The organism is Faecalibacillus sp. H12, from assembly GCF_013361255.1.
Classification (GTDB): domain Bacteria; phylum Bacillota_I; class Bacilli_A; order Erysipelotrichales; family Coprobacillaceae; genus Faecalibacillus; species Faecalibacillus intestinalis.
Genome location: NZ_JABWDK010000002.1, coordinates 241319 through 265308, shown reverse-complemented (window position 1 = coordinate 265308; position 23990 = coordinate 241319). Strand labels below are relative to the sequence as shown.

Sequence of the window (23990 nt, the reverse complement as noted above, 5' to 3'; positions counted from 1 at the left end):
AGTCGATTCACTTCTCCCTTAACTTTGCAATCAAAATCATGGATTCTTGTTCTGGTACCGGACATATATTCTGAATCAACTAATCTCAAATCAGTTATATCTTCCGCTGTCAAAGTATCCTGCTCCAGCTGTTCTCCTAACATCTGCTGTGCTTCTTCCAAATCTGCCAATCTCTGTGCTTCCTGCCGCTCTTCATACATTTCCAATTCTTCCGGTGATAAGAAATCATCGGTGCGGATCAGCTGACGGACACGTTCTGCAACCTTATTCCATTTTAATAGAATTTCTACTTCTGGACTGCCAATCTTTCCTTTCGCAAGTTTTAATCCTTTTGCATCATGTGAGGCATCAGATTCATACGCTCCCGGTATCCCAGGTGATGCACCACCTGTTCCATACTCATTTTTCAGGAACTCTGCTGCATCTTTCATATCATGATGCTCCATGAAATACTCATAGATCCGGTTGCGCCCTCCGGCTGTAATGCCGCCTCTTCTAAGGACAGCATCTATTTCATCTTGTGTAATAAAGGAAAGTGCCGGACGTTCGACCGTAAATTTCTGGTCTACCCAGGAACGCTCCCTCTGAAGATCCTGAAAGCGTTGGAGATATTCCGGATTATGCTGAATCTCCCAGCGGTGATAATCTCCCGGATTCTCATCCATATATTTCTGCAGCCATTCAAAACGATAGACAATCGCATCTGCTTCCTCTTGATCTGTCCATGCTCCACTCACTACATCCTGCCAGTCTGAATATGATTGTTTCTTTTCCCAGTTTCTGCAAGTATCCCGAAAATGAAGTGCAAGAAGATTGGTCATTTCTTCCTGCTCCTGTTCAATGGCATTATTGGAAATCAAATTATCCACGTAATTTCCATCCTCATACATATCCCGAATTCTGTTCGCTGCTTCTTCCCACGTAACCATGCGGTCAAAGTTTCTTCTGGCAGAGTCCCCTCGCCGGATACGGATACCATCATTGTCATACCAGATACTGATTTTCTGACCATCTATGGTAAATCCTTTGCCACCAGTTCCATATTCATCTTTCAGAAAACTCCGCATTTCTTCATTATCCAGACCTTCAATCAGTCTTGCTGTAATATGAAACAGTGTATTTTTCTGTCCGCTTCCCGTGCGGAGAATATCATTTACCACTTCATCGGAAATAAGAAAAGCGGCTGGCTGTTCCAATGCAGCTGCCGCTTTCCTTATTTCTCCTAACTGTTCCTCTTCTGTTGGGAACAGGCTTAACTGTAAATAATCTCCTGAATCACCAGCTCCTCTGCCTGTGCCTTGATCTGGTTCATGTGTCTGGTCCATGCCATCCCGTCTGCCATTTTGTCCGGTGCCGGATCTTTCTCCAGAAGTTCGTTCATCAGGTTGTCTACTCTCTGCCTTGCCTGACTGTCGATCTCCATCAGGTGACTGTCCAGACGGTTCTGCAGTGTCAGAATGTTGAACCTGGCTACCTTGTGGTTTCTCAGATACTCTTTCCTCATCATTCCGTACTTCCCGATGGTTCCTCTCGTCTCTTCCAGGCTGATATCTGGAATCTGATACTCTCCGTTCTGGCTGTAACTGATTTCTCTCATAGTCTGTTTCCTCCTTTTTTTCTTCTCTATCTTCTTCGTTATCCGCATTACTTTCACGAATTAACGTGTTAAATTCATTATAAGCTACTTCTTTTTCTTTTGCAACCGTTTTCAGGTCATTTTCCAGATCATTCAGAACATATCGTCCAATCTGCATCAGGACTGGTCTGCTGATCTCGTTGACTGCACTTCCCAGATGTCCTAATACTTTCAGCTGATTGAAGTCCGTTATATGCCGAAAATCCTCTACATCCAGATATTCCTGTACATCCAGTCCACACCGGTTTAATAATACACACCAGACACTATTTGTCATCAGTTCCCGAAATTCTACTTCCTGATTCTGTTCGTCCAGTTCTTCCAAAAATGTCCCTGTTACGTCCAGTCTCAGTTCTTCCAATGCATCTGGAAGCCATTCCTGCATACTCTCCTTCGCTGCCTGATGCAGACTTTCAGCAAGTCCTCCTTCTGTATCTTCCAGTGATAACTGCTCCTGCAGATAATCTGCCACCAGATGTTCTCCTTCTACTGGAAGATTCCATAACTGAGGATCCTTTCCAAGATTCCGCACTTTATAAGTGTCCTGCACATCAAATACATACCGAAGTTTTGTTTTCGGTCCGGAAGTATTGTCAATCAAGGCAATCCCCTTAGATCCCTTTTTGATCCATCGGTACATCTTCTGATTCCAGATTTCCATGGATGCTACGGCAGTTGCTTCCGGTCGCTGTGCATAAATTAAAAGCTGTTCTGGAAAAGAGTATTTGTACAGTCTGGATGCCGTGTTAAGGAACCACATCCATTCCTGCGGACTGGCAGCTACATCTTTTGCCACCTCTTCCGTCAGCTGTTCCATTGCATATAATTTATTTGCCATGTGCTACTCCTTTTCATAAAATCAGGGACTGCTTAGCACAGTCCCCTTAAAATCATCGTTGTTTCTCTTTATAATGCTGCGGCAAGATCTTTTGACTTGTTCTTTGGCGTTTTGTCTGCCTCTTTTGCCTTGATCTCTGCCTTGGCTTTCTCCAGTTTTCCATGGATTCCACCTTTTACTTCCGCTTTTTCAGCTGCTTTTTCTTTCTCCAAACGAGCCTCCCTGCGCTCAGCATTTTCCAATACTGCGGTCTTTTTATCACAGAACTGAACCTTATCGGAAAGCTGCTCCTGTCTTTCCACCTGTGTCTCATTGACTTCTTTTACCATCGCATTTAATTCCGGGACCTGAAAAATTCCGTTATCAGGGAGAATCAGCACTTCATGAATGGAAGATGGAATGACAAAATAATCACTACCCAGACATTCCCCAATCTGTTTTCGAATGTCTTCCTGCAGTAACAGTGATGCACCATTCATCTTAGCTTTGTTTGTCAGACAGAACATTGGTTTTTCCATGGCTTCCATATCCATTTTTTCATTCAGCAGGTTTTCTGGTTCTTCACCAAAAATCATAGATTTGATAATCTCATTCATATCCATAAGTGTGACACCACGTTTTCGGTCTGCCGTCATTGCATCCGCTTGAATCTGTTCGGCAGATACTCCCCACTCGTTCATCAGAGAAACAGTTACCGGAATACTGCTGATCCCTTCTCCATTTTCCTCCAGATTTACTGCATAATAAGCTGCAAAATCTCCGTGTTCTGTGACTACTTTATCAGCAAGACGATCGGTATTCCATTCCTTGTCACAGATTCTCACCTGCAGTTTTTCCTTCATTTTTTCATAATCAAAAATGTCCGGAACTCCCATATCAAAAAATTCTGCTTTACCCTGTGCTTCAATACGCATATCAGCTACATCACCAACACAAGAATCTACATCTTTCCCATTGATATATTCCTGATAGAGAGAATCCAGATAGACTGTCGGTACGATTCTCTGATCTCCATTTGGAATTGTAATGCCAGTAAGCTTCAGCCCATTGTTTTTTTCTACTTCTTGAAGTTTAATTTCTGCGTCCTTGTAAGACTCTGGCAGATACTCCTTTACATTGTCTTTGACATATTCATAAAATTCTTTTCTGTTCATCATACGCTTTTACCCCTTTCTGATCATGTGATGGTTCATTCTTTTTCTGCTGACCATCTGCTCGGCTTTCTTCTGATAAGCCATCATTCTCTTTAAAGTTTTCTCCTGGTTTTTTCGTGCTTCCTGTCTTTTTTCCATTGCTTTCATCATAGTTTTCTGTTCCTTTCTGTGATTTTTTTGTATGAAAAAGGGAGCCTCACATAGAAGCTCCCAATCATAACCGTTGGTTTCCTTATTTGCTTTTCCTTTTTCTGCAGATATAAAGTCCTGCCATACCTCCTGTGGAGATTACCAGAAGCAGAATCGGCAGCCAAATATTCGTGCTGTCACCTGTTTTTGGTGCATTTGATACCTTTGTCTCTTCATGGGACTGTGGTGTATCCGGTGTATTCGGTGTTTCTGGAACTTCCGGTTTCTCATTTGTCAGATTGAAAGTAACTTCCACGACTGGTGTACTGTCATTCGCATAAGCAAATGTCACTTCATGCTTGGTCTGATCCAGTGTGTATCCATCCAGTGTTTTTGTTTCCACCAGATAATACTTGATTGCTGTATCATATTTGCCGTTCTTAAATGTGGCAATCTCATACAACTTACTTTCTGCATGACCGGCAGCGTCTGTCTTTAAGGTTTCCAGAACCTTTCCTTTGCTGTCACGGAGTTCAAATTCTACCCCTTTCAGCGGTTCTCCTGACGATTTATCTGTCTTATTGAGAATCACTTTTCCCTTGGCAGTATCATCTTTCATAGCCACTTTCTGAATTTCTCCGGTATCCTTCACCTCAAATGTCACATCAAATGTCAGAAGATATCCTTTCGGTGCCTGCTCTTCACGTAAGGTATATTTACCGATTGGCAGTTTTTCGATATAGTGTGCTTCCTCTGTGGAAGTCCAGCTCTCTACTACCTGATCATCCTTATCGAGAATCGTCAGTTTCGCACCTGGAATCTCAGTTTCTCCTGTGATATCAGTCTTACTGATCTCTACTTTTGTCACATCGTCTTTCATCTCATGCTTCTGAACCTCTGCTGTATTCTCTACTGTGAAAGTAATACTTTCTGCAGTGACATATCCATCTGCCGGTTTTGTCTCTGTCATGGTGTATTTCTTACCAACAACCAGTTCTTTGATCACATGGGATTCTTCCGTAGAAGTCCATTCATCCACTGTATTGCCATCTGAATCCATCACTTTCAGGTGTGCACCTGGAAGTTCTTTGCCTGTTGTCAGGTCTGTTTTGGTCAGCTCCACTGTGGTTGGCTGATTTTCAAAAGTAAAGTCGTAGCTTACTTCTGCCTGGTCTTCTCCGGCATATTCAAAGGTAAATTCCTGTACTTCTTCTGTTGTAACAAATCCGTCCGGCGCAAAGATCTCTTTCACATAGTATTTTCCGTCTACCGGAAGATCTGCCGTAAAAGTAATCTGTCCTTTTTCATCCGTTACCCGCTGCTCGATCAGACTGTCTTTCTCAAGGAGTACCTCGCCCTTTGCATTTTTGATATCTTCACTGGTATAAAGACCGAAGACACCACCTGCAAGGACACGTTCTGTATCTTTTTCTTTCTTCAGAACCGTAACCTTTACTTTCTGACGGGCATTCTGCCATTTCTCATCATAAGTGATAACTGGTGTGTCCTGATCACGGTAGGAAAGATCAACATATCTCGGCTCTCCGTCCAGCACATAACCATGGGCAGTTTTTACTTCCTTCACATAGTACTTGCCAGCCGGTAGATCTCCCATCTGTGCAATACCATTGGAATCTGTGGTAATGGTTCCCACTTTTTCATCTGCTTTGAAATAATCTTCACTGACACCATCTGCCGCTTTGATATCTTCCGCAGCAAATACATCGAACGTCACATCTGAAAGGCTTCCGGTTACATATTCAAAGAGATGCTCCACAGTACCTTTTACCTGATCCAGAAGTGTTACCTTATCCAAAAACTCTCCATTTTTGTTGATGATCAGAAGTCCTGTTGGAACTTCATCTTTCATCTCTACTTTCTGAATCTCGGCAGTATCTTTCAGCGTGAACTTCACATCCGTTGCTTTCAGATATCCATAAGGTGCCATTTCCTCACGAAGAGTGTATTCCTCTCCAACTGTCAGTCGTTTGATCACATGTGGCTGATCTTTTACAGAAGTCCACTGATCCACAACATTTCCTTCTTTATCAAGAACGGTGAGTTTTGCCCCATCCAGTTCCACACCTGTTGTTACATCAGATTTTGTGATTTCAACTGTTGTCGGCTGGTTCTTTTTCACTGTTTTCAGTTTTACTGTCTTCACATCCTGTCCCTGGTAAGAAGCATCCAGATTCAGAACTTCATCAGAGGATACAAATCCCGCTGGTGCTTTTAACTCTTTCACATAATACTGTCCAAGTGGCAGATCCAGCGTACATGTTGCAAGACCATCGTTATCAGAAGTCATTTCCTGTAAGAGTGTGTCTGCTTTCACGATCACTTTTCCATCCGCCTTGATATCCGCTTTGTTATAGATACCAAAGACAGCTCCCGCCACGGTTGCACCATTCTCTGCATCCTGTTTTTCTACCTGGATTGCAACTTTCTGTCGGTCATCGCCAACCGTCACTTCCTGTTCGATCACAGGTGTATCCTGATCTGCATAGACAAATGTGACATCAGATCTGTCATGGTTCAGAACGAATCCTTCCGGTGCAGTCTTTTCTACCACATAGTAAGAACCAAGCGGCAGATTCTCTGCAACTGCTTTTCCGTCTTCTCCGGTCGTTACCGTTGTTACCAGTGCATCTTTTGCATAGATCAGCTGTCTGTTTCCGTTTTCATCTTTCTGATAATCCGGTGTATAGATATTTTCAGCTGCATAGACATGAAATGATGCACCCTTCAGGTATCTTTGTTCATAAACAAAATCCTTTTTAAATCCGGTCAGCATCTCACCTTTTTTATAAATCGTCAGCTTTCCTTTTACCGGATGGTTCTCGTAATCTACCGTAATAATGGCATCTCCACTCTCAGAATCCATCTGGTATGCTGTGTTAGCATCCACCGCAATCTCTACATAGTTCTTGTTAATTGTGTACCCTTCCGGTGCGTTGACTTCCTCAATCCGGTAATGTCCGATCTTCAGATTCTTCGGCATGATCAGATATCCCTGGCTGTCCGTAAAATAGGACTTGTGAGTGGTTGTCACTGGGTAAGTTGTTACCTGTTCTAAATACTTTTTGTTGTCCAGGTCATATACCTTAAATTCTGTTCCTGCAATCAATACGGATTTCTTTGTTTCATCGTCTTTTTTCACGATTTTCAGTTTTGCCTTAAACTCTTCATCCAGAAGCACTCGCCAGATCTGTGGCTCATTTGGATGATGCTCTGTGATATTCACTTCAAAATCATCGACCGGCTTGTAGTTGTGCGGTGTTGTTGTCTCACGCACGATATAGCTTCCAAATGGTAATGGAATACTGCAGGCATACCCTTTTTCATCTGTGAAAATCTCAGTAGCTCCATTTTCGCCATTCACTACTGGTTTGGCAGAATCAAAATCATAGCTTCCATCTGCTTTCTTTGTAAGGGAAGATTTCAGATAAACTGTAAATCCAGCTCCGGATAACAGCTCTGCATCGGTCTTTCCATTGTTGGCTGCTTTGATAATCTGGAATGGCTGCTTGATGACCTGCTCACTGGAAGTGCACTCTCTTTTTACTTCTGCTGTCATATCTCCTTCATAACTGCACGTAAGATCATGCTCTTCTGCATCTGCCAGGTATCCGGTCGGCGGAGTAATCTCTTTGACATAATATTTGCCAAGATATAAGCCATTTACAGAAGCCTGTCCTTTGTCATCTGTTGTAAGAGAAGCTACCTGCTCTCCTGCTTTATAAATAGTTCCCGTTGCTCCATCCGGGTGCACGATATCTTCACGAGCATACAGTCCATAAACTGCACCTTTCAGTGTGGCATCTCCCTGCGGTACTGCTTTTCCTGTCTCTTTATCCACTTTATAAAGATTGATCTTTGCTGTCACACGGTCATTGCTGAAGGTATGGGCAAAAGATACGGTTGCTTCTTTATCATTGGTGTAAGAAAACTTGAACGTATACACATCTTCTGTATTTCTTACATAACCTTCCGGTGCCTGATCTTCTTTTACAGAATAGGAATATCCGATTGGCAGGTCTACTGTGAATTTTGCAGTTCCGTCTGCGCCAGTAGTTACTTTCTCAATCAGCGTTCCTTTTTTCACAACAACGCTTCCGTCTGCATTTCTGATATCATCGGATGCATACAGAGCAAAAATACCGCCTTTCAGTGGTTTCTTGGTGTCTTTATCCTGTTTTACTACGGAAACATCTGCTTTCTGTCTCTCGTTGTTAAAAGTCACATCTGCAAATACAACTTCTTTGTTCTGACCAGCATAAGTTAGAGTCACTGACTTTTCTTCGCTACCGTTATAGAAAGAGTCCGGTGCTTTTGTTTCTTTTACCACGTAGGTTCCAAGATGCAGGTTTTTCAGTGTGACAGAACCATTCTCACCTGTTGTCAGGTTTTCTTTTACAAGGTCACCTTTGCTGTACATTTTTGTGCCATAAGCTGTTACGATATCTGCCCCGGCATACACGTTATACACTGCATTTTTCTGTCTGCGGTTTTCATACTGAAATACCGTTCCATTTTCACTGACATCTGCTCCGGTAAGAACCTGTCCTTCTTTGTAAATGGTAAGCTCTGCCAGCTGTTCCTTATTTTCCACGGTTACAGCTGAGGTCTTACTTGCTACCAGTTTTACATTTGTTGCCGTTGCATTTACTACATATCCCTGTGGTGCTGTGATTTCTTTCAGATAAACGGTATCCTGTGTCTTGATAATCGTAACAGATGATTTTCCATTTTTATCTGTTGCAGGCATCTGAGTGATCAGCTTTGTACAAGCCTCATCGCTGTAAACGCCGAATACTGCACCTGCAAGATTGACATCCGCTGTATCGTCTTTCTTTACGATTTCGATCGTAGCCTGTTCAATCCAGGACACCTTTAAGCTTACATATTTTTCATCAGCAACACCTTCTCCAAATACAAATGCCAGATCCTGAACACTTGCATTCGTAGTCAATTTATATGCTGAATAATCTTTTGTAATACTTCCCTTCATCTTTGTAGAAAAAGAAGCACTTACATCTTTTGTCTGTGTCAGAGGAGCTGAGAGATAAAACGTGGTTCCTCCTCCAATTGTTACACTTGCACCTGCCGCACTTACATTTCCAGTAGATACATTATGGAGCTTTACTCCCTTTGGTAAGTCCATTGTGATTTTCTGCTGGGAAGATGCGTTGAACTGAATGTTCTCCGTTCTCTGAACATTTCCATCTACATAAGCCTTTACATTCGGCTTTGAAAATGACATCGCTACATCTGGTATTTCCGGCTTATTCACACAATAATTATAGAGTTCTTTTGCCAAAGCCTCGCCTGTAGCATTTGTTCCATAGAATGCATCACTGCTTCCATTGGCATATGATGCAGCCATGTGAATAATGATGAATCTTTTTCCTTCTGAAAAATCCGTGTGTTTATTAGCGAAAAAACTCTCGCTTCCTGCGGCATCTGTACCGTAATAACACACTTTTGCTAACGCCTGATTGTCTCCAATCTTTGTAATTGTATAATTTCCAGATCCAGGTCCTGGCTTTGCTGGCTGTACACAATACGCAGTTGCTCTGACGCTTCCGTAGCTGATATAGTACGGCTCTGTCAGATAGGTTCCAAGATTATAATCTGCATATCTATACAGTGGTCCTTTTTCAATTGTTACCTGCTGTGTACTTCTTGCTGAATAAGCCGAAACTGCTTCAAATGTTGCAATCTCTCCCTCTTCCATAGCCTCAAGATCCACACCTTCGTCTCCTGCCTGTTCCAAAACATCATGAAGCTCTAACCCTGATTCTTCATCATAGGTATCCTGGTTCTGTGCCTGCTCTACCAAATCATCAAATTCATCAGCGTCAATATCGGTAATCTCCGATTCTGCTTCTGAATCCTCCGCTTCTTCTGTCTGCTGCTCACTTACAGCTGTTTCGGATTCGGTCACTGCTTCACTCCCTGCCACCTCTGTCTGAGCTTCAGTTGCTTTCTCACGCACAATCAGTTTTCGGCTGATCTGGTACTTCGGATGCTCCTGATTTACCGGTTCCACATAATAGACCGCTTTGTAAGTGTCCGCATGATCTGTCGTAAAATCCTCATCCTTGTCGTTCTTTGCTTCCTCAAATGTGACTTTGACCTTGTTATCATCCTTGATTTCCAGTCCTGTGTAGTCTGATTTCACATCAAATACACTGCCTGTTTCGATTTCATAATCTTGGGCAGTCACCACCTCATCTTCATCCAGAAGGTCTTTCACTTCCTCATAAAGTGGAGGTTTTTCCTCTGGCTGGATCTCCGCTGCATATGCTGTCATCGGAGATAACACTGTACTAAGCATTGTCATGCCTGCCAGCAAGCCAGATACTACTTTTCTAAAATTACCTTTTTTCTTCATGCTAAGGTCCTCTCTTTCATAATATTTGTATTAAAACAGACAGTCCTTAGACTGCCTGCAATACACTACTTATCGTTGTGGAAAAATCAGATTGAACTGTACATTTCCCTCACCGGGATCGACCATCTCCACAGTTGCTTCATACTGTCTCCCTGTTTTTCTTGATACCAGATCCTTATAATGGATTTTTCCTTTAGACAGGAACTTCTTTGCTGTCTCCTTATCCATCTTTTTCCCTTGGCTTGCAAGAAATTTATCATTCTTCCATAAGGTAAAAGCACAGTTCCGGTCAGAACAGTAAAAGTTCACTTTTCCTTCCCGGACATCAGCTCCACAGCGGGGACATTTGCCAATGACTTCTCCTTTTGCCTTTCCCTGAAACTGATTTTTCTTCTCTTCTGAAATCCCCTGATATCTGGCAACCAGTTCCTGCATCAGCTCTGTAATCCCATTTAGGAATTCATCTGCTGTCTCTGTATTCTGGGCAATGTGATTCAATGCCATTTCCCACTCTGCGGTCATCTTCGGAGATTTAATCTCATCCGGTAGAACCGTAATCAGCACATTTCCATCATCTGTCGGCACCAGATTTTTCTTTTCCCTTTTCACAAAACCAGACTGAATCAGTTTTTCAATGATTGCTGCCCTTGTTGCAGGAGTACCAAGTCCTTTCTTCTCTGTATCTTCGGTCAGCTCTTCATTCCCTGCACGTTCCATCGCAGAAAGCAGGGTATCTTCTGTGTACTGTTTCGGTGGCTGTGTAAAATGCTCCGATACAAAAGAATCACAGGGACCATAATGCTTGCCTGCCCAGATATCCAACTCCGGCTCTTCTTTTTCTGCAATGATTCCAAAGAACTGTTTCAGTTTTTTCTCAATTGTCTTGAACCCTTCCTGTTTTGTTTTCTTTGCATTGAGATAAAACGTATGATAATTGCAGGTAATCTGACATTTATGACTCTCATAAATATAAGGCTCTGCAGTTGCTGTCAGAACCCTGGCACTGATCAAATACAAAATCTTGCGGCTTCGTTCTTTCAGTTCACCAATATCCGCTTTGGCTACTTCCATGGTTGGGATAATCGCATGGTGATCGGATACTTTCTTTGAATTTAATACCTTACTCACGTCCGGTTGATATTCCAGACCTTCAGCATAAGGCATTTTCCCAAATAACATCTGAATCAGAGTTTCTGTGCTTTCTCCCATCTCATCTGTCAGATACTGGCTGTCTGTTCTCGGATAAGTGACAAGCTTCTGCTCATACATCTCCTGCACAGCATCCAATGTCTGCTGTGCGGTATAGCCAAACATTCTGTTAGCTTCCCTCTGCAGGGTGGTCAGATCATAGAGTTTTGGAGGGCGGACCGTTTTCTCTTTCACATCATCCTTCTCCACTTCGCACATACGCTCCTGACACTCTGCAGCCACTTTATCTGCATCTTCTTTTTTCTGAAAATGCTCTGTGACCGCATCCATATCGTCAAACTTGATATGAGCCATATAATATTTTTCTTTGGTAAATTCCTTGATCTTCTGATTTCGATCCACAATCATGGCAAGTGTTGGTGTCTGTACTCTTCCAACTTTCAGATTCTGGTTATACAGAACGGAAAAAAGACGGCTCGCATTGATTCCCACCAGCCAGTCTGCCTTTGCCCTGCAAAGTGCTGACTGATAGAGACTGTCATAACACGAACCGTCTTTTAATGACGAAAATCCATCTTTAATTGCCTGTTCTTCCATGGAAGAGATCCAGAGTCGCTTCATCGGCTTTTTACATCCTGCCTGCTCATACACCAGACGGAAGATCAGCTCACCTTCACGTCCTGCATCAGTTGCACAGATCACTTCATCTACTTTGGAATCTCTCATCAGTTTCTTTAAGATTCCGAACTGCTTCTTTGTGCCCTCCAAAATCTTGTGTTTCCAACATTCCGGCACAATCGGCAGATCCTCATATCTCCATTTTTTATATTTTTCATCGTATTCCGATGCATCGCATAATCCCACCAGATGTCCTACGCACCAGGAAACGATATAACCGTTTCCCTCCACGTAGCCATCTTTTCTTGTTCTGGCTCCAAGCACGGAAGCCAGTGCCATCGCAACCGATGGCTTTTCTGCAATCACTAATGCTTTCATTCTATTTCTTCCTCACTTTTCATTTCTATATCTGACTGTATTTCATTTCCCCAGACATCCCACCCAGGTGTTGTCTGTCGTGCAAATAATTCTATTCTCGGTACATCACCAATAAGCTCAACAATTCTATCTCTTGCCACATCTGGTTTTTTACTGTGTCTTTCAATGTGTGATAAAATAATCTGTCGAACATATGCTGATTTCCTATGAACAGACCCTTTCGTTGCAAGCAAACAAATTTCGGCATTGCTCCTTGTCCAGTGTCCCAGACCAAGAAACAAAGTATCTGCCTTTTTATTCTTCTTTACCCACACGAACGCTACTGTCTTGTACTGAAATCCCCATGCTTGAATCACACTTAATCCTTCTCTCAGCTGTGGAAAAGTGACCCAGAGAAATAAAACACAATCTTTATCCGCTAATTTTCCAACTGGAAGATCACAGATTTCCTGTAAACTCATGGTCGGGTAATGGTCTGCGGCAATTCCCTGCCCCGCCTTCCTGTTATACTGCCAAGGCGGATCAGCGTATATAATCTGATATTTCTTATTCCGCACTCAATCATCGCCCTTCCTCCTCTTCTTCATCTTCCAGCACATTATCGTCAAAATCTTCATCTCTCAGGATTTCCGGTTCTGTACTTTCTTCCTGCTCATCTGCATCATCTACTTCCCGTTTTTCTGACTCTGAATCTTCGGATTCATCTTCATCCTCTTCCATCTCGTCCTCGTCATCATATTCATGTTTTGGTTTATAGACTTTGAAGTAATATCCTCCTGCCGCAGCTCCGACTGCAACCAGTGCAATCAAAAGATACGTTCCAAATGGACTTTTATCTTCAGGCATCTGAATATCATCCTCTACCTTATCTTTCTCGGCTGACTCTGTCGTTTCCGGTTTTTCTTCCTCTGCTTTTTTCTCTGGTTCTGCATAAACCGTATCCACTTCCGGAAGTGTCACCGAATCAGAAAGTGTGAAGTTCATCAGATCTTTTTCACTGACTTCTGTAAGAAAATACACATTATCCTGAGATTTTGAATTATCAATGATCAGATAGAAAATCTTACCACTCTTAGTTGAAATGGTATAAAACTCTTTTGTGCCTTCCGTAGCTGTTTTTGTAACAGAATCTGCTGTCTCGCCTTCTTTATTAAGCTGTTCCTCGATACCTGTCACTGTCCGATTATCCACAGTTCCTTTTGCATCTGTCGGCTCAGAAGCCTGTGCATCCTGCGGAAGTGGTGAAGTCGTTGTTTTCTCAGTAGCAGTTGCATCTGCACTAGTCGTAGTTGCCATTGCGCCATTACTGTCACTGGAGGTTTTCTGTTTCTCTGCCTGCTTCTTTGCCCATTCATAATAAGGATTCTGTAGTACATACCTCTCAGAAGTATTTCCGGCACCATCCGTTACCGTGATTTCAATCTGTTTTGTTGAAAAATCTTTCTGTGTCAGTTGCACTCTCAGCATTCCATCCTTCAGATCTGTATAAGCGGTGCCATTAACTGTTACTGCAGTAATCCCGGATACTGTATCATTTCCCTGAATCGTCAGTACACCATCTGTCAGGGAAGCAGAGAGTGTCGGCTTTTCCGTGTCATAACACTTAATAGAGCGATTCTGCTCATAGACCTTCCCCTCACCATCTGTCACACGCACGTATACCGTCTGGTTTCCAGTAATCGTGATACTTCCGCTTCCGGTTACATCCTGCCAGCTTCCATCTTTTCCAGCTTTTGCTTCAATCTTTGCTATCGAGAAACCTTCCGGCATATGACTGGCATCTACCGTAACAGTAATAGTTGTTTCTCCCTGTTTCCAGCCATCCGGTTTCTCAATCGTGATTGCAGGTGTGATATTCTCAGCTGCATAAGCAGTCTGTGTCTGGAGCAAAGGTGTTGTCAGGCAAAGAAATGTCGTTGCTGCAAGCAATCCTTTTTTCACGCTATTTTTAGATTTCTTCTGTTTCATCTTCTCTAAATTCATCATCAGACCTTGTTTCCTCCTCCTGTATTTCTACCCTGCCGGGCAGTTCATTTTTCATTCTCTTTTTGAAAGCTTCCAGCTCTGGAATGCTCATATCCATCGCACGGATAATTTTTACAATTTCCAGATTTTCCGCTTCTGTTTTTGCAATCTCCGCAGCCTTGAACCGCTTTAAATCTGCTTCATATCTGGCTTTGGATGCTTCCATTTTTTCCTTGGCTTTCTCATAATCTGCCGTTGCTTTTTCAAGACTTTTCATCGCTTCTCCTTTCCGGACGGCTGTTACACCGCCCTTTTCCTTACCATCGTCCGAATCCATAAAAATGGCTCTGCCAGTATGGAGAGTTGATGGACGTATACTGAACCGGATGCCCACAATGGATCATCTGACCATTGCCCACATAGATTCCGATATGCGTTACTGGTTCTCCTGCATCGTAGGTTCCTGTAAAGAAGATCAGATCTCCCGGCTGTGCATCTGACTGTGATACAGGTGTACAAATGTTGTACAATCCCTGTGCTGTCAACCTCCCGGTGTTTCTAACCCCAGAATGAACTAGGCAGTAACTTACAAATCCAGAACAGTCAAATCCACTTGGCGAATATCCACCCCACACATATGGTGTTCCAAGATATCTCGCTGCTTCATTTAACAAACGCTGTGCTGCTTCACTGGTATATTCATTACCGCCAAAGCCTGCCCCTTCTCCTGTTTCCAGATAAAAGATCGGGTTTAACCGCTCTCCATTTTTCAAAAGTTCAATATGAAGATGGCTCCCTGTAGAATTTCCAGTATTTCCTATAAGACCTATCTCATCACCTTTCGTGACGGATGCTCCTGCAGATACACTTCGGCTGCTTAAATGTGCATACCGCAGTTCATAACCTTTACTGTCCTTGATTACAACATAATTGCCATAGCTGTCGTTATAAGCAGAAGTTGTAACCGTTCCGGTCAGCCCTGCCATTACTTTTGTCCCTTCCGGTGCTCCGATATCCATACCATTATGAAGCTGATTTGCTCCTGATATTGGATGAATCCTATATCCATAATAGCTGGTCACACTGGAATACCAGTTAAAATCAACCGGTGTTGCAAACATCTGCAAGTTGCCTTTTGTATCGTTGTAGGCACTGAACAGTTCTTTCTGGAAAAATCCCAGCCTGTCCTGACAGATTGACATCAGGTTTCCACTATTTAAGGTGACATTCAGCACATCTACATCTCTTGTCCTGGTCACTTCCACTTCATTGCTTCCATTATCATCTGCCAGATAACATTCCCATGTTTGATGTCCATGTGCAGATGCTGCCGCATGACTGTCATAATAGACATCAAACTGTACACCGTATCTTGCGAAAGCTCCGGTATCTTCTACAGTATATTCGACACCATTCATAACTACCTTTGTTCCCATTGGTACAAACGGATTGGAAGCATCTACCGCTAAGGTATGATTGGCAGTTGGATATGCTCCACTGGCAGTCGGTCCTCCGCTCCAAATACCACAACAAATTGGGCAGTTACAATACCCACTGGTCACAACCTGTCCCAAAGATTCTCCAACTCTTACAGTTGCTGTCTCTGTCACAGTCTCATTGACTGCTTCTGTTTCTAACCGATACTGCAATGCAAAAAGAGCATCCAGTTCTGGCTTTACCTGTTCAAAGGTAAATTCTTCATACTTTGCTGACAAATAACTGATCAGGATAAACGGATCATGCTCAATAGGTCCGATGTTATATCGGTATTCCTCATGTCCCGGTTCTTCAGATTCCATGTTGTTGATCCGCTCCTGCAGATTAGCTTCCAGCTGTGTATAATACAGTTCCGCTTCCCGGATTGCCTGATCCGATGACAGATAACTGGTTCCGGTATAAGTGATCACATTTTGTAAAAACACTGCAGAGCAAGACGTGACATTCGTTATGATCAGAAACATCAATCCGATCAGAACTGCTACACTGATATACACCTTCCGGTTTTCTTTAAAGAAGTTGGTGACCTTACCGCCAATCTTCTTAATATAATCAATCGTGCCTTTTGTAGCTGTTCCTACTGTCTGTTCACTTCGCTTCGCTTTGGCATAATCCCGTTTGATCTGTTGCTTCTGAATCTGTTTTTTCAGCTTCTTCTGCTCCTGATGGGATGCAGCCTGTGCCTGTTTCTCTTCCTGTCTTTCAAGTCTGCTTCTTTTTCTGGATGCCCACTGTTTCCTGCGTCTGGCACTTCTCTGTTCCAGCCGGTAAACACCTTCGCCGCTTTCTTCTAACTTATGGGCACCTTCTACCGCCGCATTATCGTCTTCATTTTTGCTGATCTCACGGTGCAATGCTACGGAAGTTGCACTTCCTGCTTTCTTGACAACAGAAGTTTTTTCTGTTGTCACAGATTCCCCTTCACCAAACTTCAAACGGGATTTTTTCTTTCCAGGAGTTTCTCCTTCATTTGCCTGATAGACCTGTGCTTTCTTGGAATGCTGCTTTGCTTCCTTTTTCTTTCTTGCTTCTTCATAAGAAAACTTTTTGGCTTTTTCTTTCTGTTTCTGATGGCGGAAATTGACTCCATCCGTATCCATCTGGTTCAATTTCTCCATATCTTTGTCATTTTTCACAGAAGCACCAGTTTCCTCATAAGCAAACTTCAAACGTTGTTTTTGTTTTGGCTTTTTGCTGCCACCTGTCTGATTTCTCCGGCTGTCTCCTCTGTTTTCTGATAGATCAGCACGTTTTTCTTTCAGTCTCCCTGACTGTCCGGCTTCGTATTTTTCTGCAAGTCTGGATTCTTTTCCAACTTCAGCACGGATTCTTTTTCTATTTTGCTGTTTACTACTCTGTCCAAAATCCTCACTTTGCTTCTCTGTCCGTATCAGTTCCGGTGCATCTCTGGATTTTTGCACAGAGGGACGAATATTTTTCCCACTCCGTTCAGACTGGCGAGGAGACTTATCCACAAGGTTTTCTTCTTTTTCCCCCTGTTTTCTTCCCATCTGCACATCACCGACACGGTTACTGACACGAACAGAAGATTTATCTGTCAGGTTTTCTTCCACCAGCCCATCCTTGGTCATCTTCTGGACTTTCTTGTCCCTGACTTTCATTCTCTGTTCTGCCACTACTTACTCCTCCTTCTTCGGATACCCTTTCCCTGCCTGTAATAAGCAGAGAAAAGCGATGCCGAAAACAGCACCGCCACTAAAAGTTAATACATATGAAATTGCTCGTAACATTGTTTTCTCCTTTGATTTAACCTGCTTCGGAAGTCTCCTCTAAGCGGGTTGTCATGATTTTATAGAGGGAATTCTTCGGGAATCTGTCTACAAATGGGATAATGACATTTCCATAGAACAAAAGTCCTTCCCCCTCATTACTGTTGGTTACATAGGACAACTGGGTTGGTGAGATATTCAGCTGTTTTGCCAGAATCTGCCTGTCTCCAGAAGCCTGGTTGAGCATATAAATGAAATCAGAGTTTTCAAAAATATTCTCGATTTCCCTGGAAGCCAATAAATCTTTGATATTCTGTGTTATCTGATTGTTATTATCAGGTGGCTTTTTATCCACCTCTCTGGGGCTTTCGCCCATTTTCATCAGCGTGTCATTTCACGCTCAGCATAGCATATCTTTTTACCACGATTATATCGTACCGGCTGGCAATGCGGCCTCTTGGAGCTGTTATATTCTGCTTATGCAGGTTCAAGCTCTATGCGTTGCGTGTGGCTATTCTATTATGAATAGCCTTCCACTCGGATTAGGTCGCTACCCCTTTCCCGTTTTTTTCCGCATTGATACTTCTGACTTACTTGCCGGTTTCAGTCAGAACGGCGATAGTTTGCACTTTAAGCGACTAACAAGTAACAAACCAGTTCACCAGTTGGAATACCTCCCCATTTACGGAACCTCTTCCAAATTTCCACACTGTAAGCTGCTGTCTGCTCTTCTTTTAATAGAAGATGGAATTCATCCACATAGTAACGGGTAGATTTATGAGCGGAACGATTGATAGTCACTCGGTTCCATACCTGGTCCTGCACAATCAACATCCCGATCTTTTTCAGCTGTTTTCCAAGCTCTTTGATATCAAAACAAACGATACGATTGTTGATATCTACATTTGTGCGATGATTAAATACATTCAGGGAGCCTGTAACATAAATCTCCAATGAAGTTGCAAGACGCTGTGCTTCCGACTCTTCCTGTTTCCGCAACAGATTATATAAATCCTCCAGGATTGGCATCTTCTCCGGTACGGGATCGGCAAGATATTCCTGATAAACCAACCGCACACAACGGTCAATGATAGTTTTTTCTACCGGCTCCAGTCCATTCTTTCCTCCAACAATCAGCTCACACAACGACAGAATAAAATCCGCTTTCAGTGACAGTGGATTGTCTTCCTCGGAATAATTCAGGTTCAGATCCATTGGATTGATATACTGGTCAGATACCGGAGAAACCCGTACCACCTGCCCGTGCAGTGCCTGCACAAGTGCCGAATATTCGGCTTCTGGATCGCAGACAATGATATCATCTTCTGTGATCAGGAAGCAGTTTGTAATTTCTCTCTTTGCTGAGAAGGACTTACCGGAACCTGGTGTACCAAGAATCAGTCCATTCGGGTTCTTCAAACGTTTCCGATCAACCATAATCATGTTGTTGGATAATGCATTCAATCCATAATAAAGAGCTTCCCCTTCCTGAAACAGTTCCTGTGTCGTAAATGGCACGAAGATCGCTGTTGAAGATGTGGTAAGCCCTCTTTGAATTTCAATTCGATTGACTCCCAGTGGAATACAGGACATGAGTGCTGCTTCCTGCTGATAATCCAGTTGTTTTAAGGAACAGTTATATTTCTGTGCGATTCCCTGCACCTGGAAAATATTGTTATCCAGTTTCTGACGCTTCTTTGCGGTATTCATCACCAGAACCGTTACAAGAAACATTCGTTCATTTCTGGACTGCAGATCTTCCAACAGGTTCTTCGCCTCTTCTCCATAGGTTATAAGGTCCGATGGAAGTACGTCCATATCATAACCGGAACGTACTGCCCGCTTCTGCTCTTCAATCTTCATCTTATCCAGATCTGAAATCTTACTCTTGATCATTTTGATCGCAGAACTCTGGTCAATGGACTGGATATGAATGTTGACATTGATGCTGTCATCCACATCCAGGAAATCTGCAAGCATCCGGTCTGTCAGCTCCGGTGCCAGAATCTGCAGGTAACTCACGCTCCCCATCGTTCTTCCCATCAAAAATGTCTGATTCTTGGAAAAGTTAAAGGAAGTCGGTGCAATAAAATCTTTGGTCTTCAATCCTGTTTCCGGCAACATCTTATACTGGAACTTAAATGGCTCAATCCTATCCTGGTTGAACACATGATATAGAATCTCCAGCCGCTCCAGACCATTTAAGGAATGTGCCTGTGCCCCCAGAACCTTAAAGTTATTTAAGATATCTGTTTCGATTCTTTCAAGCCTTGGTCTTGCTACTTTCAAACTCTCTGCTTCAATTCCAAAAGTAATATACTTTGTCTTCACCAGACCATTATTTCCTTTTGAAAGCTGATTTTTCAACATAGTACGATACTCTTCACGAATGGCATTGAAGTCATCGTTCTGATCAGGAATGTCAATGCTTTTCTCAAATTCTGCCACATCCACCTGCTGATTGATAAAGGACAGCTGCACACTGATGGAAGAATCAAAGTAATTTAAGAAATCACAGTAATTTTCAAATATCGTGGTTTTATCCTCATTTAAAGCAAGCTGATAGTTGATGTCATAAAACTGAATTGTCTTAGAGAAAAAGGTCTTTGTCACCTGGCAGATACCATCCTGCAGCATCCGAATATACGGAATACTCTGCTGTGCAGTTGTAGGAATGTTTTTCTGTTTCCTACGATCCCGTTCCTGCTTCTTCCTACGCTTTTCCTGTTCTCTTTCTTTTCTGCTTGTTTTGTTTCTTCTTTCCTGATGGTTTCTTTTTTCCGCCAGGGACAGACGCTCCTGCTGAGCCTCCTGCTTTGTCTTTTTTGCCATCTGGCACACCCTCCTTTTTTACAAGGGTGGAAATCTCCTGATAAAAATTTTCTGTCTTATATGGTCTTACCGCCGGACAGATAAACTTCTGTCGAATGATATTTGCCACCACTTTTTCAAAGGGAAGACCGTCTTTTTCATACATTGCCATGAAGAAAAATGGAAGCATGATCGTTACCATCAGGATGGCTGCGATACTGGAACCAATTGGTTTTCTCATGACCAGATAAAACGGAATTCCCACAACTGCGGCAAGTGAAAAGAAAATCAGCTGCCGCTTTGTCAGATTTAACGCTACTTTTGTTTTGACCTTGGTAAGGTCTTTTGGTACTGGTACATACGCCATGGTATGCGCTCCTTTCCTGCCCGCTAATGGGCATTGAATATTGATTTGCTAAGGCTTCCGGTCTTGAATAATGAAAATGCAAGAATCACGGTATAAGCCGCTACTGAAAACATTGCTGCATGAAGGTCACTGGATATGGTCATTGCATTTACTAAAACTGCATAAATTCCCACACAGACCATCATGAAGAATCCCTGAAATGCCAGTGCGAACAAGCCTTTTAAATAGTTGTTTCCGATATTGCCCCATTCCTTATTGGTCATGGTGGCAAACGGAATTGGTGCTATGGAAGTATAAAGGTAAATTTCTATCATTCTTCCGTACAAGATTACCGTAATGATAATTGACAGAATGTGCATGGTAACACTGATCAACATCGTTTCCATGGATAGCAGGAACAAATCCCCTAACTCCATATCCTCCAGGGCATCCACAATCCGTGTAATTGCTTCTGTTGCATCCACCGCAGTGTTTCCTGATATCACCCCGGCGGCATTGTTGACCACATGCTGGCCAACATCAAAGACCGCCATCGTGATATTGAACGTATTTGTCACCAGATAAATGGCTACATACGCTTTGAAGATCCAGAGGAAAATGTTATAAGTCTCAAATTCATGGAAATTGTTTTTCTGTGTTACCATCGTGATCAATTCATAGCACAGGACAAAGGTGATGATCAGTCCCGCAATGGGGACAATCACCGTTTGGGATAAATTCTGAATCAGATTAAAAATCCCTGCATTCCATCCCTGCGGTGTCTGTCCCACCTGCCCGGCTATGGTTCCCACCTGCTCATTGACAGACGTGAACATGTTATCCAAACTTGACTTGATAAGTCCGATCAGGATATCCTTTATCGCTTCCGTAATTCTCTCAATGATGGTGTTCATCTACCACTCCTCTTAAGAGAACAGGGTTGCCAGCTGTGGAATCAGGGTAGTTCCCAGCAGCATGATTCCGGCACCAGCCATCAGCTGTTTGATGCCCTGGCTCTTAGCGCCGGATAGCGATAGGTAATCCTTTGAAGTTATCTCCGGATTTTCCCCCGCTCCACACCGTGCATGCGACTTTCACCGCACACGGCGCTCCATCGAATTCAGCCGTCCAGGGTTTTAAACACAACTTACACACTTCGTTACAGCATTAAATTCAAAGAATAATAGGTGGCATTTCTGCCATACTACGAAGTTTGTTAAGCTTTTCTATTTGTTTATTGTCAAGATTTAAGGATTTCAGGTACTTCTCAATCGTGGGTTCTGAGGAAGCATGGATAAGGATATGAACCTCTTTGCTGACAAGAATTAGATTTGCGTATTCATCCGAACCACCATTGCTTACCGGCACTTTATGGTGGCAATGAATATCATGAGAATCCATCGGAATTCCCGTCACTGCACATTTACCATACTGTGCCGCATACAAAGAAATACGGTTATCCGCATATTCAATGGTTCTACCCTTTACAGGATTTCTCATCAGCCATAACATCGTCGCTGTGTCGATTGCAAGATTCTTATGAATCTGTTCCCGACCTTTGACCGTGTATTTATTGATGGATTTCCTTTTATGCTGGGCGTTCTTCGGCTGGACATATCCCAGTGGAACCACCGGACGTCCATGAAGGAACCTCATCTGTCTGCTTGTTCCATACTTTTCTTTGATGAACCCATTTCTGAGTTGTCCCTTTTTGGATAAGTCGCCTTTCAGTCTGTTTCTGAGCTGTTTGTTGATACTAAAGGCAAGTCTGCTGAAGTCATGAGATACTTCTGTGGAAATACAATAGTATTCATGAAGTCCAGCAACTACAGAGTTGTATTTCTGAAGCTGCATGAACTGAACATTATCATCTGACGAATGAGCCAGTTCCTTTACTTCTTCCGAGACTTTATCATGAGCCTTTTTGTATGCTTTATCGCTCATATGAGACCGAACCACATATTTCTTACCCTTTCTACGGACTTTCAGCTTGAACCCGAGAAAATCAGAATACTGTCTTTTGAGATTAACTACTTTGGATTTGTCAGGGCTGATTTCCAGCCCCAGCCTGTCCTTTAGCCATAACTCTGTTGCCTTGTATGCTCTGACGGCATCCTCATGTGATGCGCAGAAAATTTTAAAATCATCTGCGTACCGAACTGCATGCATCTCTTTTAATCTGCTCCGGCGCAGAGCCCTGTAAGCGTGGCTCTTAATCTCTGTTCCCTGCGCATTGCTCCTCGTTTTGAATTTTGTCTTTGTTGGCATCTGTTCCCATTGGGAAGCAATCCACCAGTCCAGTTCATTTAATACGATATTTGCAAGCAATGGCGACAAAATACCGCCTTGCGGAGTACCCCGTGTGGGATATGTTTTCTCCCCATTTGGCAGAACAACAGGTGCTTTCAACATCTCTTTTATAATGCATAGCAGCTTTTTGTCCCGAATTCCCAATGCCCATATCTGACGCATCAGCTTTGTATGGCTGATATTATCAAAGAAGCCTTTAATATCGAGGTCAACCACATGGTACAGATGCTGTACCTGTATCAGCCTCATGCATTGCGCAATAGCAGTCTCAGCGGAACGGTTCGGGCGGAACCCGTTGGAGTTCTCACTGAATTTTGCTTCACATATCGGCTCCATGACCTGCAAAATACATTGCTGTACGATCCGATCCACGATAGTTGGAATTCCCAGCGGTCTGGTCTTTCCATTGGGCTTTGGTATTTCCACTCGCCTTACGGGTCGTGGATGATAATTACTGAATTGTTTCCGTATGAGACGGACGTATTCTTCCTCGCTTAACTTTGCAAGGTCGGCTATCGTCCTTTTATCCACTCCCGAAGTATCACTTCCTGTATTCTTCTTTATCGTTCTGTATGCAAGCTTGATATTTTCTTCACTCTCGATGATTTCCATCAGATGGTTGAAGGTTTTATCTTTCTTACTTTCTGCATACAGCCTGTCAAAAGTACCTTCCATGTCGTAATACTCTGAGTTGCGGATTTTTCTCTGTTTACTTTTCCTTTCTTGCTGCCCCGAAGTCAACACAGGCATCCTCTCCCTTCGGTTTGGATTTTCTTTGTCATACTCGAAGCTGTGTTTGTTGTGTTTTCATTTTCATTGCTGAATTCGACTTGTGGCTATCCCTCCACCGCTTACTTATTCACGGCTTCATAGGTACTGTGCCACTACTCTCACTGGAATAAAGAATGGTTATTGCCCTCTCGCGAAGGTATTCCCATCCACCACATCACTGGCTTGCAACCGCCTCCGTGTCCCCAGCTTTCCACGTTCCGATATTCCTATCATTGGATATCTTTAGGTTCTTCCTCTAAG

The 23990-nt window shown here is 42.9% G+C and carries 13 protein-coding genes and 3 pseudogenes; all 16 read right to left on the bottom strand.

Annotated elements, in window-relative coordinates; all coding sequences use genetic code 11:
* Positions 1-1252: 1252 nt before the first annotated feature.
* Positions 1253-1597 (bottom strand): TnpV protein, encoded by a 345-nt coding sequence (locus tag HUU89_RS15425; protein ID WP_082426300.1) that lies wholly within the window; start codon positions 1595-1597, stop codon positions 1253-1255.
* Positions 1598-2542: 945 nt separating this feature from the next.
* Complete coding sequence (locus tag HUU89_RS04350) at positions 2543-3631, bottom strand: DUF5688 family protein (RefSeq protein WP_118576012.1); 1089 nt, start codon at positions 3629-3631, stop codon at positions 2543-2545.
* A gap of 6 nt (positions 3632-3637) precedes the next feature.
* Positions 3638-3778, bottom strand: coding sequence for a hypothetical protein (locus HUU89_RS04345; RefSeq protein ID WP_005344203.1), 141 nt, complete (start codon positions 3776-3778; stop codon positions 3638-3640).
* A gap of 82 nt (positions 3779-3860) precedes the next feature.
* The gene (locus tag HUU89_RS04340; protein WP_175301081.1) at positions 3861-10154 is read right to left on the bottom strand and encodes a SpaA isopeptide-forming pilin-related protein; all 6294 of its coding nucleotides are present in this window, start codon (positions 10152-10154) and stop codon (positions 3861-3863) included.
* A 69-nt stretch (positions 10155-10223) separates the two neighbouring features.
* Entirely contained in the window at positions 10224-12299 is a 2076-nt protein-coding gene (locus HUU89_RS04335; RefSeq protein WP_118576008.1) for a DNA topoisomerase 3, read from the bottom strand.
* A complete protein-coding gene (locus tag HUU89_RS04330) occupies positions 12296-12856 on the bottom strand; it encodes an MT-A70 family methyltransferase (protein WP_118576006.1) in 561 nt (186 codons plus the stop codon). Before HUU89_RS04330 ends, HUU89_RS04335 begins: the two co-directional genes overlap by 4 nt.
* Positions 12857-12860: 4 nt before the next feature.
* Positions 12861-14285, bottom strand: coding sequence for a CD1107 family mobile element protein (locus HUU89_RS04325; protein WP_217498425.1), 1425 nt, complete (start codon positions 14283-14285; stop codon positions 12861-12863).
* A complete protein-coding gene (locus tag HUU89_RS04320) occupies positions 14248-14601 on the bottom strand; it encodes a DUF4315 family protein (RefSeq protein ID WP_243868275.1) in 354 nt (117 codons plus the stop codon). Before HUU89_RS04320 ends, HUU89_RS04325 begins: the two co-directional genes overlap by 38 nt.
* The gene (locus HUU89_RS04315; RefSeq protein WP_217498424.1) at positions 14582-17398 is read right to left on the bottom strand and encodes a CD1108 family mobile element protein; all 2817 of its coding nucleotides are present in this window, start codon (positions 17396-17398) and stop codon (positions 14582-14584) included. The genes HUU89_RS04320 and HUU89_RS04315 overlap by 20 nt, the downstream gene beginning before the upstream one ends.
* A gap of 3 nt (positions 17399-17401) precedes the next feature.
* On the bottom strand, positions 17402-17512 hold the full coding sequence (locus HUU89_RS04310) for a hypothetical protein (RefSeq protein WP_008688066.1): 111 nt from the start codon (positions 17510-17512) through the stop codon (positions 17402-17404).
* A 16-nt stretch (positions 17513-17528) separates the two neighbouring features.
* Positions 17529-17813: pseudogene (locus HUU89_RS04305) on the bottom strand (conjugal transfer protein TraE); the annotation flags it as partial.
* Between the two features lie 338 nt (positions 17814-18151).
* Positions 18152-20323: pseudogene (locus tag HUU89_RS04300) on the bottom strand (VirB4-like conjugal transfer ATPase, CD1110 family); the annotation flags it as partial.
* Positions 20205-20669 (bottom strand): PrgI family protein, encoded by a 465-nt coding sequence (locus tag HUU89_RS04295; protein ID WP_118576004.1) that lies wholly within the window; start codon positions 20667-20669, stop codon positions 20205-20207. The pseudogene HUU89_RS04300 and the gene HUU89_RS04295, both read right to left, overlap by 119 nt.
* Positions 20670-20692: 23 nt before the next feature.
* The gene (locus HUU89_RS04290) at positions 20693-21562 is read right to left on the bottom strand and encodes a VirB6/TrbL-like conjugal transfer protein, CD1112 family (RefSeq protein WP_175301079.1); all 870 of its coding nucleotides are present in this window, start codon (positions 21560-21562) and stop codon (positions 20693-20695) included.
* Between the two features lie 12 nt (positions 21563-21574).
* Positions 21575-21673, bottom strand: a pseudogene (locus tag HUU89_RS04285) (Maff2 family mobile element protein); the annotation flags it as partial.
* A gap of 148 nt (positions 21674-21821) precedes the next feature.
* Positions 21822-23708 (bottom strand): group II intron reverse transcriptase/maturase, encoded by a 1887-nt coding sequence (gene ltrA, locus HUU89_RS04280; protein ID WP_096240995.1) that lies wholly within the window; start codon positions 23706-23708, stop codon positions 21822-21824.
* Positions 23709-23990 lie beyond the last annotated feature (282 nt).

What these genes read in the sequence shown, in the direction of transcription:
- HUU89_RS04335 (WP_118576008.1), bottom strand. Translation starts at nt 12,299, where the DNA reads ATGAAAGCATTAGTGATTGCAGAAAAGCCATCGGTTGCGATGGCACTG.
- HUU89_RS04290 (WP_175301079.1), bottom strand. Translation starts at nt 21,562, where the DNA reads ATGAACACCATCATTGAGAGAATTACGGAAGCGATAAAGGATATCCTG.
- HUU89_RS04345 (WP_005344203.1), bottom strand. Translation starts at nt 3,778, where the DNA reads ATGATGAAAGCAATGGAAAAAAGACAGGAAGCACGAAAAAACCAGGAG.
- HUU89_RS04310 (WP_008688066.1), bottom strand. Translation starts at nt 17,512, where the DNA reads ATGTTACGAGCAATTTCATATGTATTAACTTTTAGTGGCGGTGCTGTT.
- ltrA (WP_096240995.1), bottom strand. Translation starts at nt 23,708, where the DNA reads ATGCCTGTGTTGACTTCGGGGCAGCAAGAAAGGAAAAGTAAACAGAGA.
- HUU89_RS04340 (WP_175301081.1), bottom strand. Translation starts at nt 10,154, where the DNA reads ATGAAGAAAAAAGGTAATTTTAGAAAAGTAGTATCTGGCTTGCTGGCA.
- HUU89_RS04350 (WP_118576012.1), bottom strand. Translation starts at nt 3,631, where the DNA reads ATGATGAACAGAAAAGAATTTTATGAATATGTCAAAGACAATGTAAAG.
- HUU89_RS04295 (WP_118576004.1), bottom strand. Translation starts at nt 20,669, where the DNA reads ATGGCGTATGTACCAGTACCAAAAGACCTTACCAAGGTCAAAACAAAA.
- HUU89_RS15425 (WP_082426300.1), bottom strand. Translation starts at nt 1,597, where the DNA reads ATGAGAGAAATCAGTTACAGCCAGAACGGAGAGTATCAGATTCCAGAT.
- HUU89_RS04325 (WP_217498425.1), bottom strand. Translation starts at nt 14,285, where the DNA reads ATGATGAATTTAGAGAAGATGAAACAGAAGAAATCTAAAAATAGCGTG.
- HUU89_RS04320 (WP_243868275.1), bottom strand. Translation starts at nt 14,601, where the DNA reads ATGGATTCGGACGATGGTAAGGAAAAGGGCGGTGTAACAGCCGTCCGG.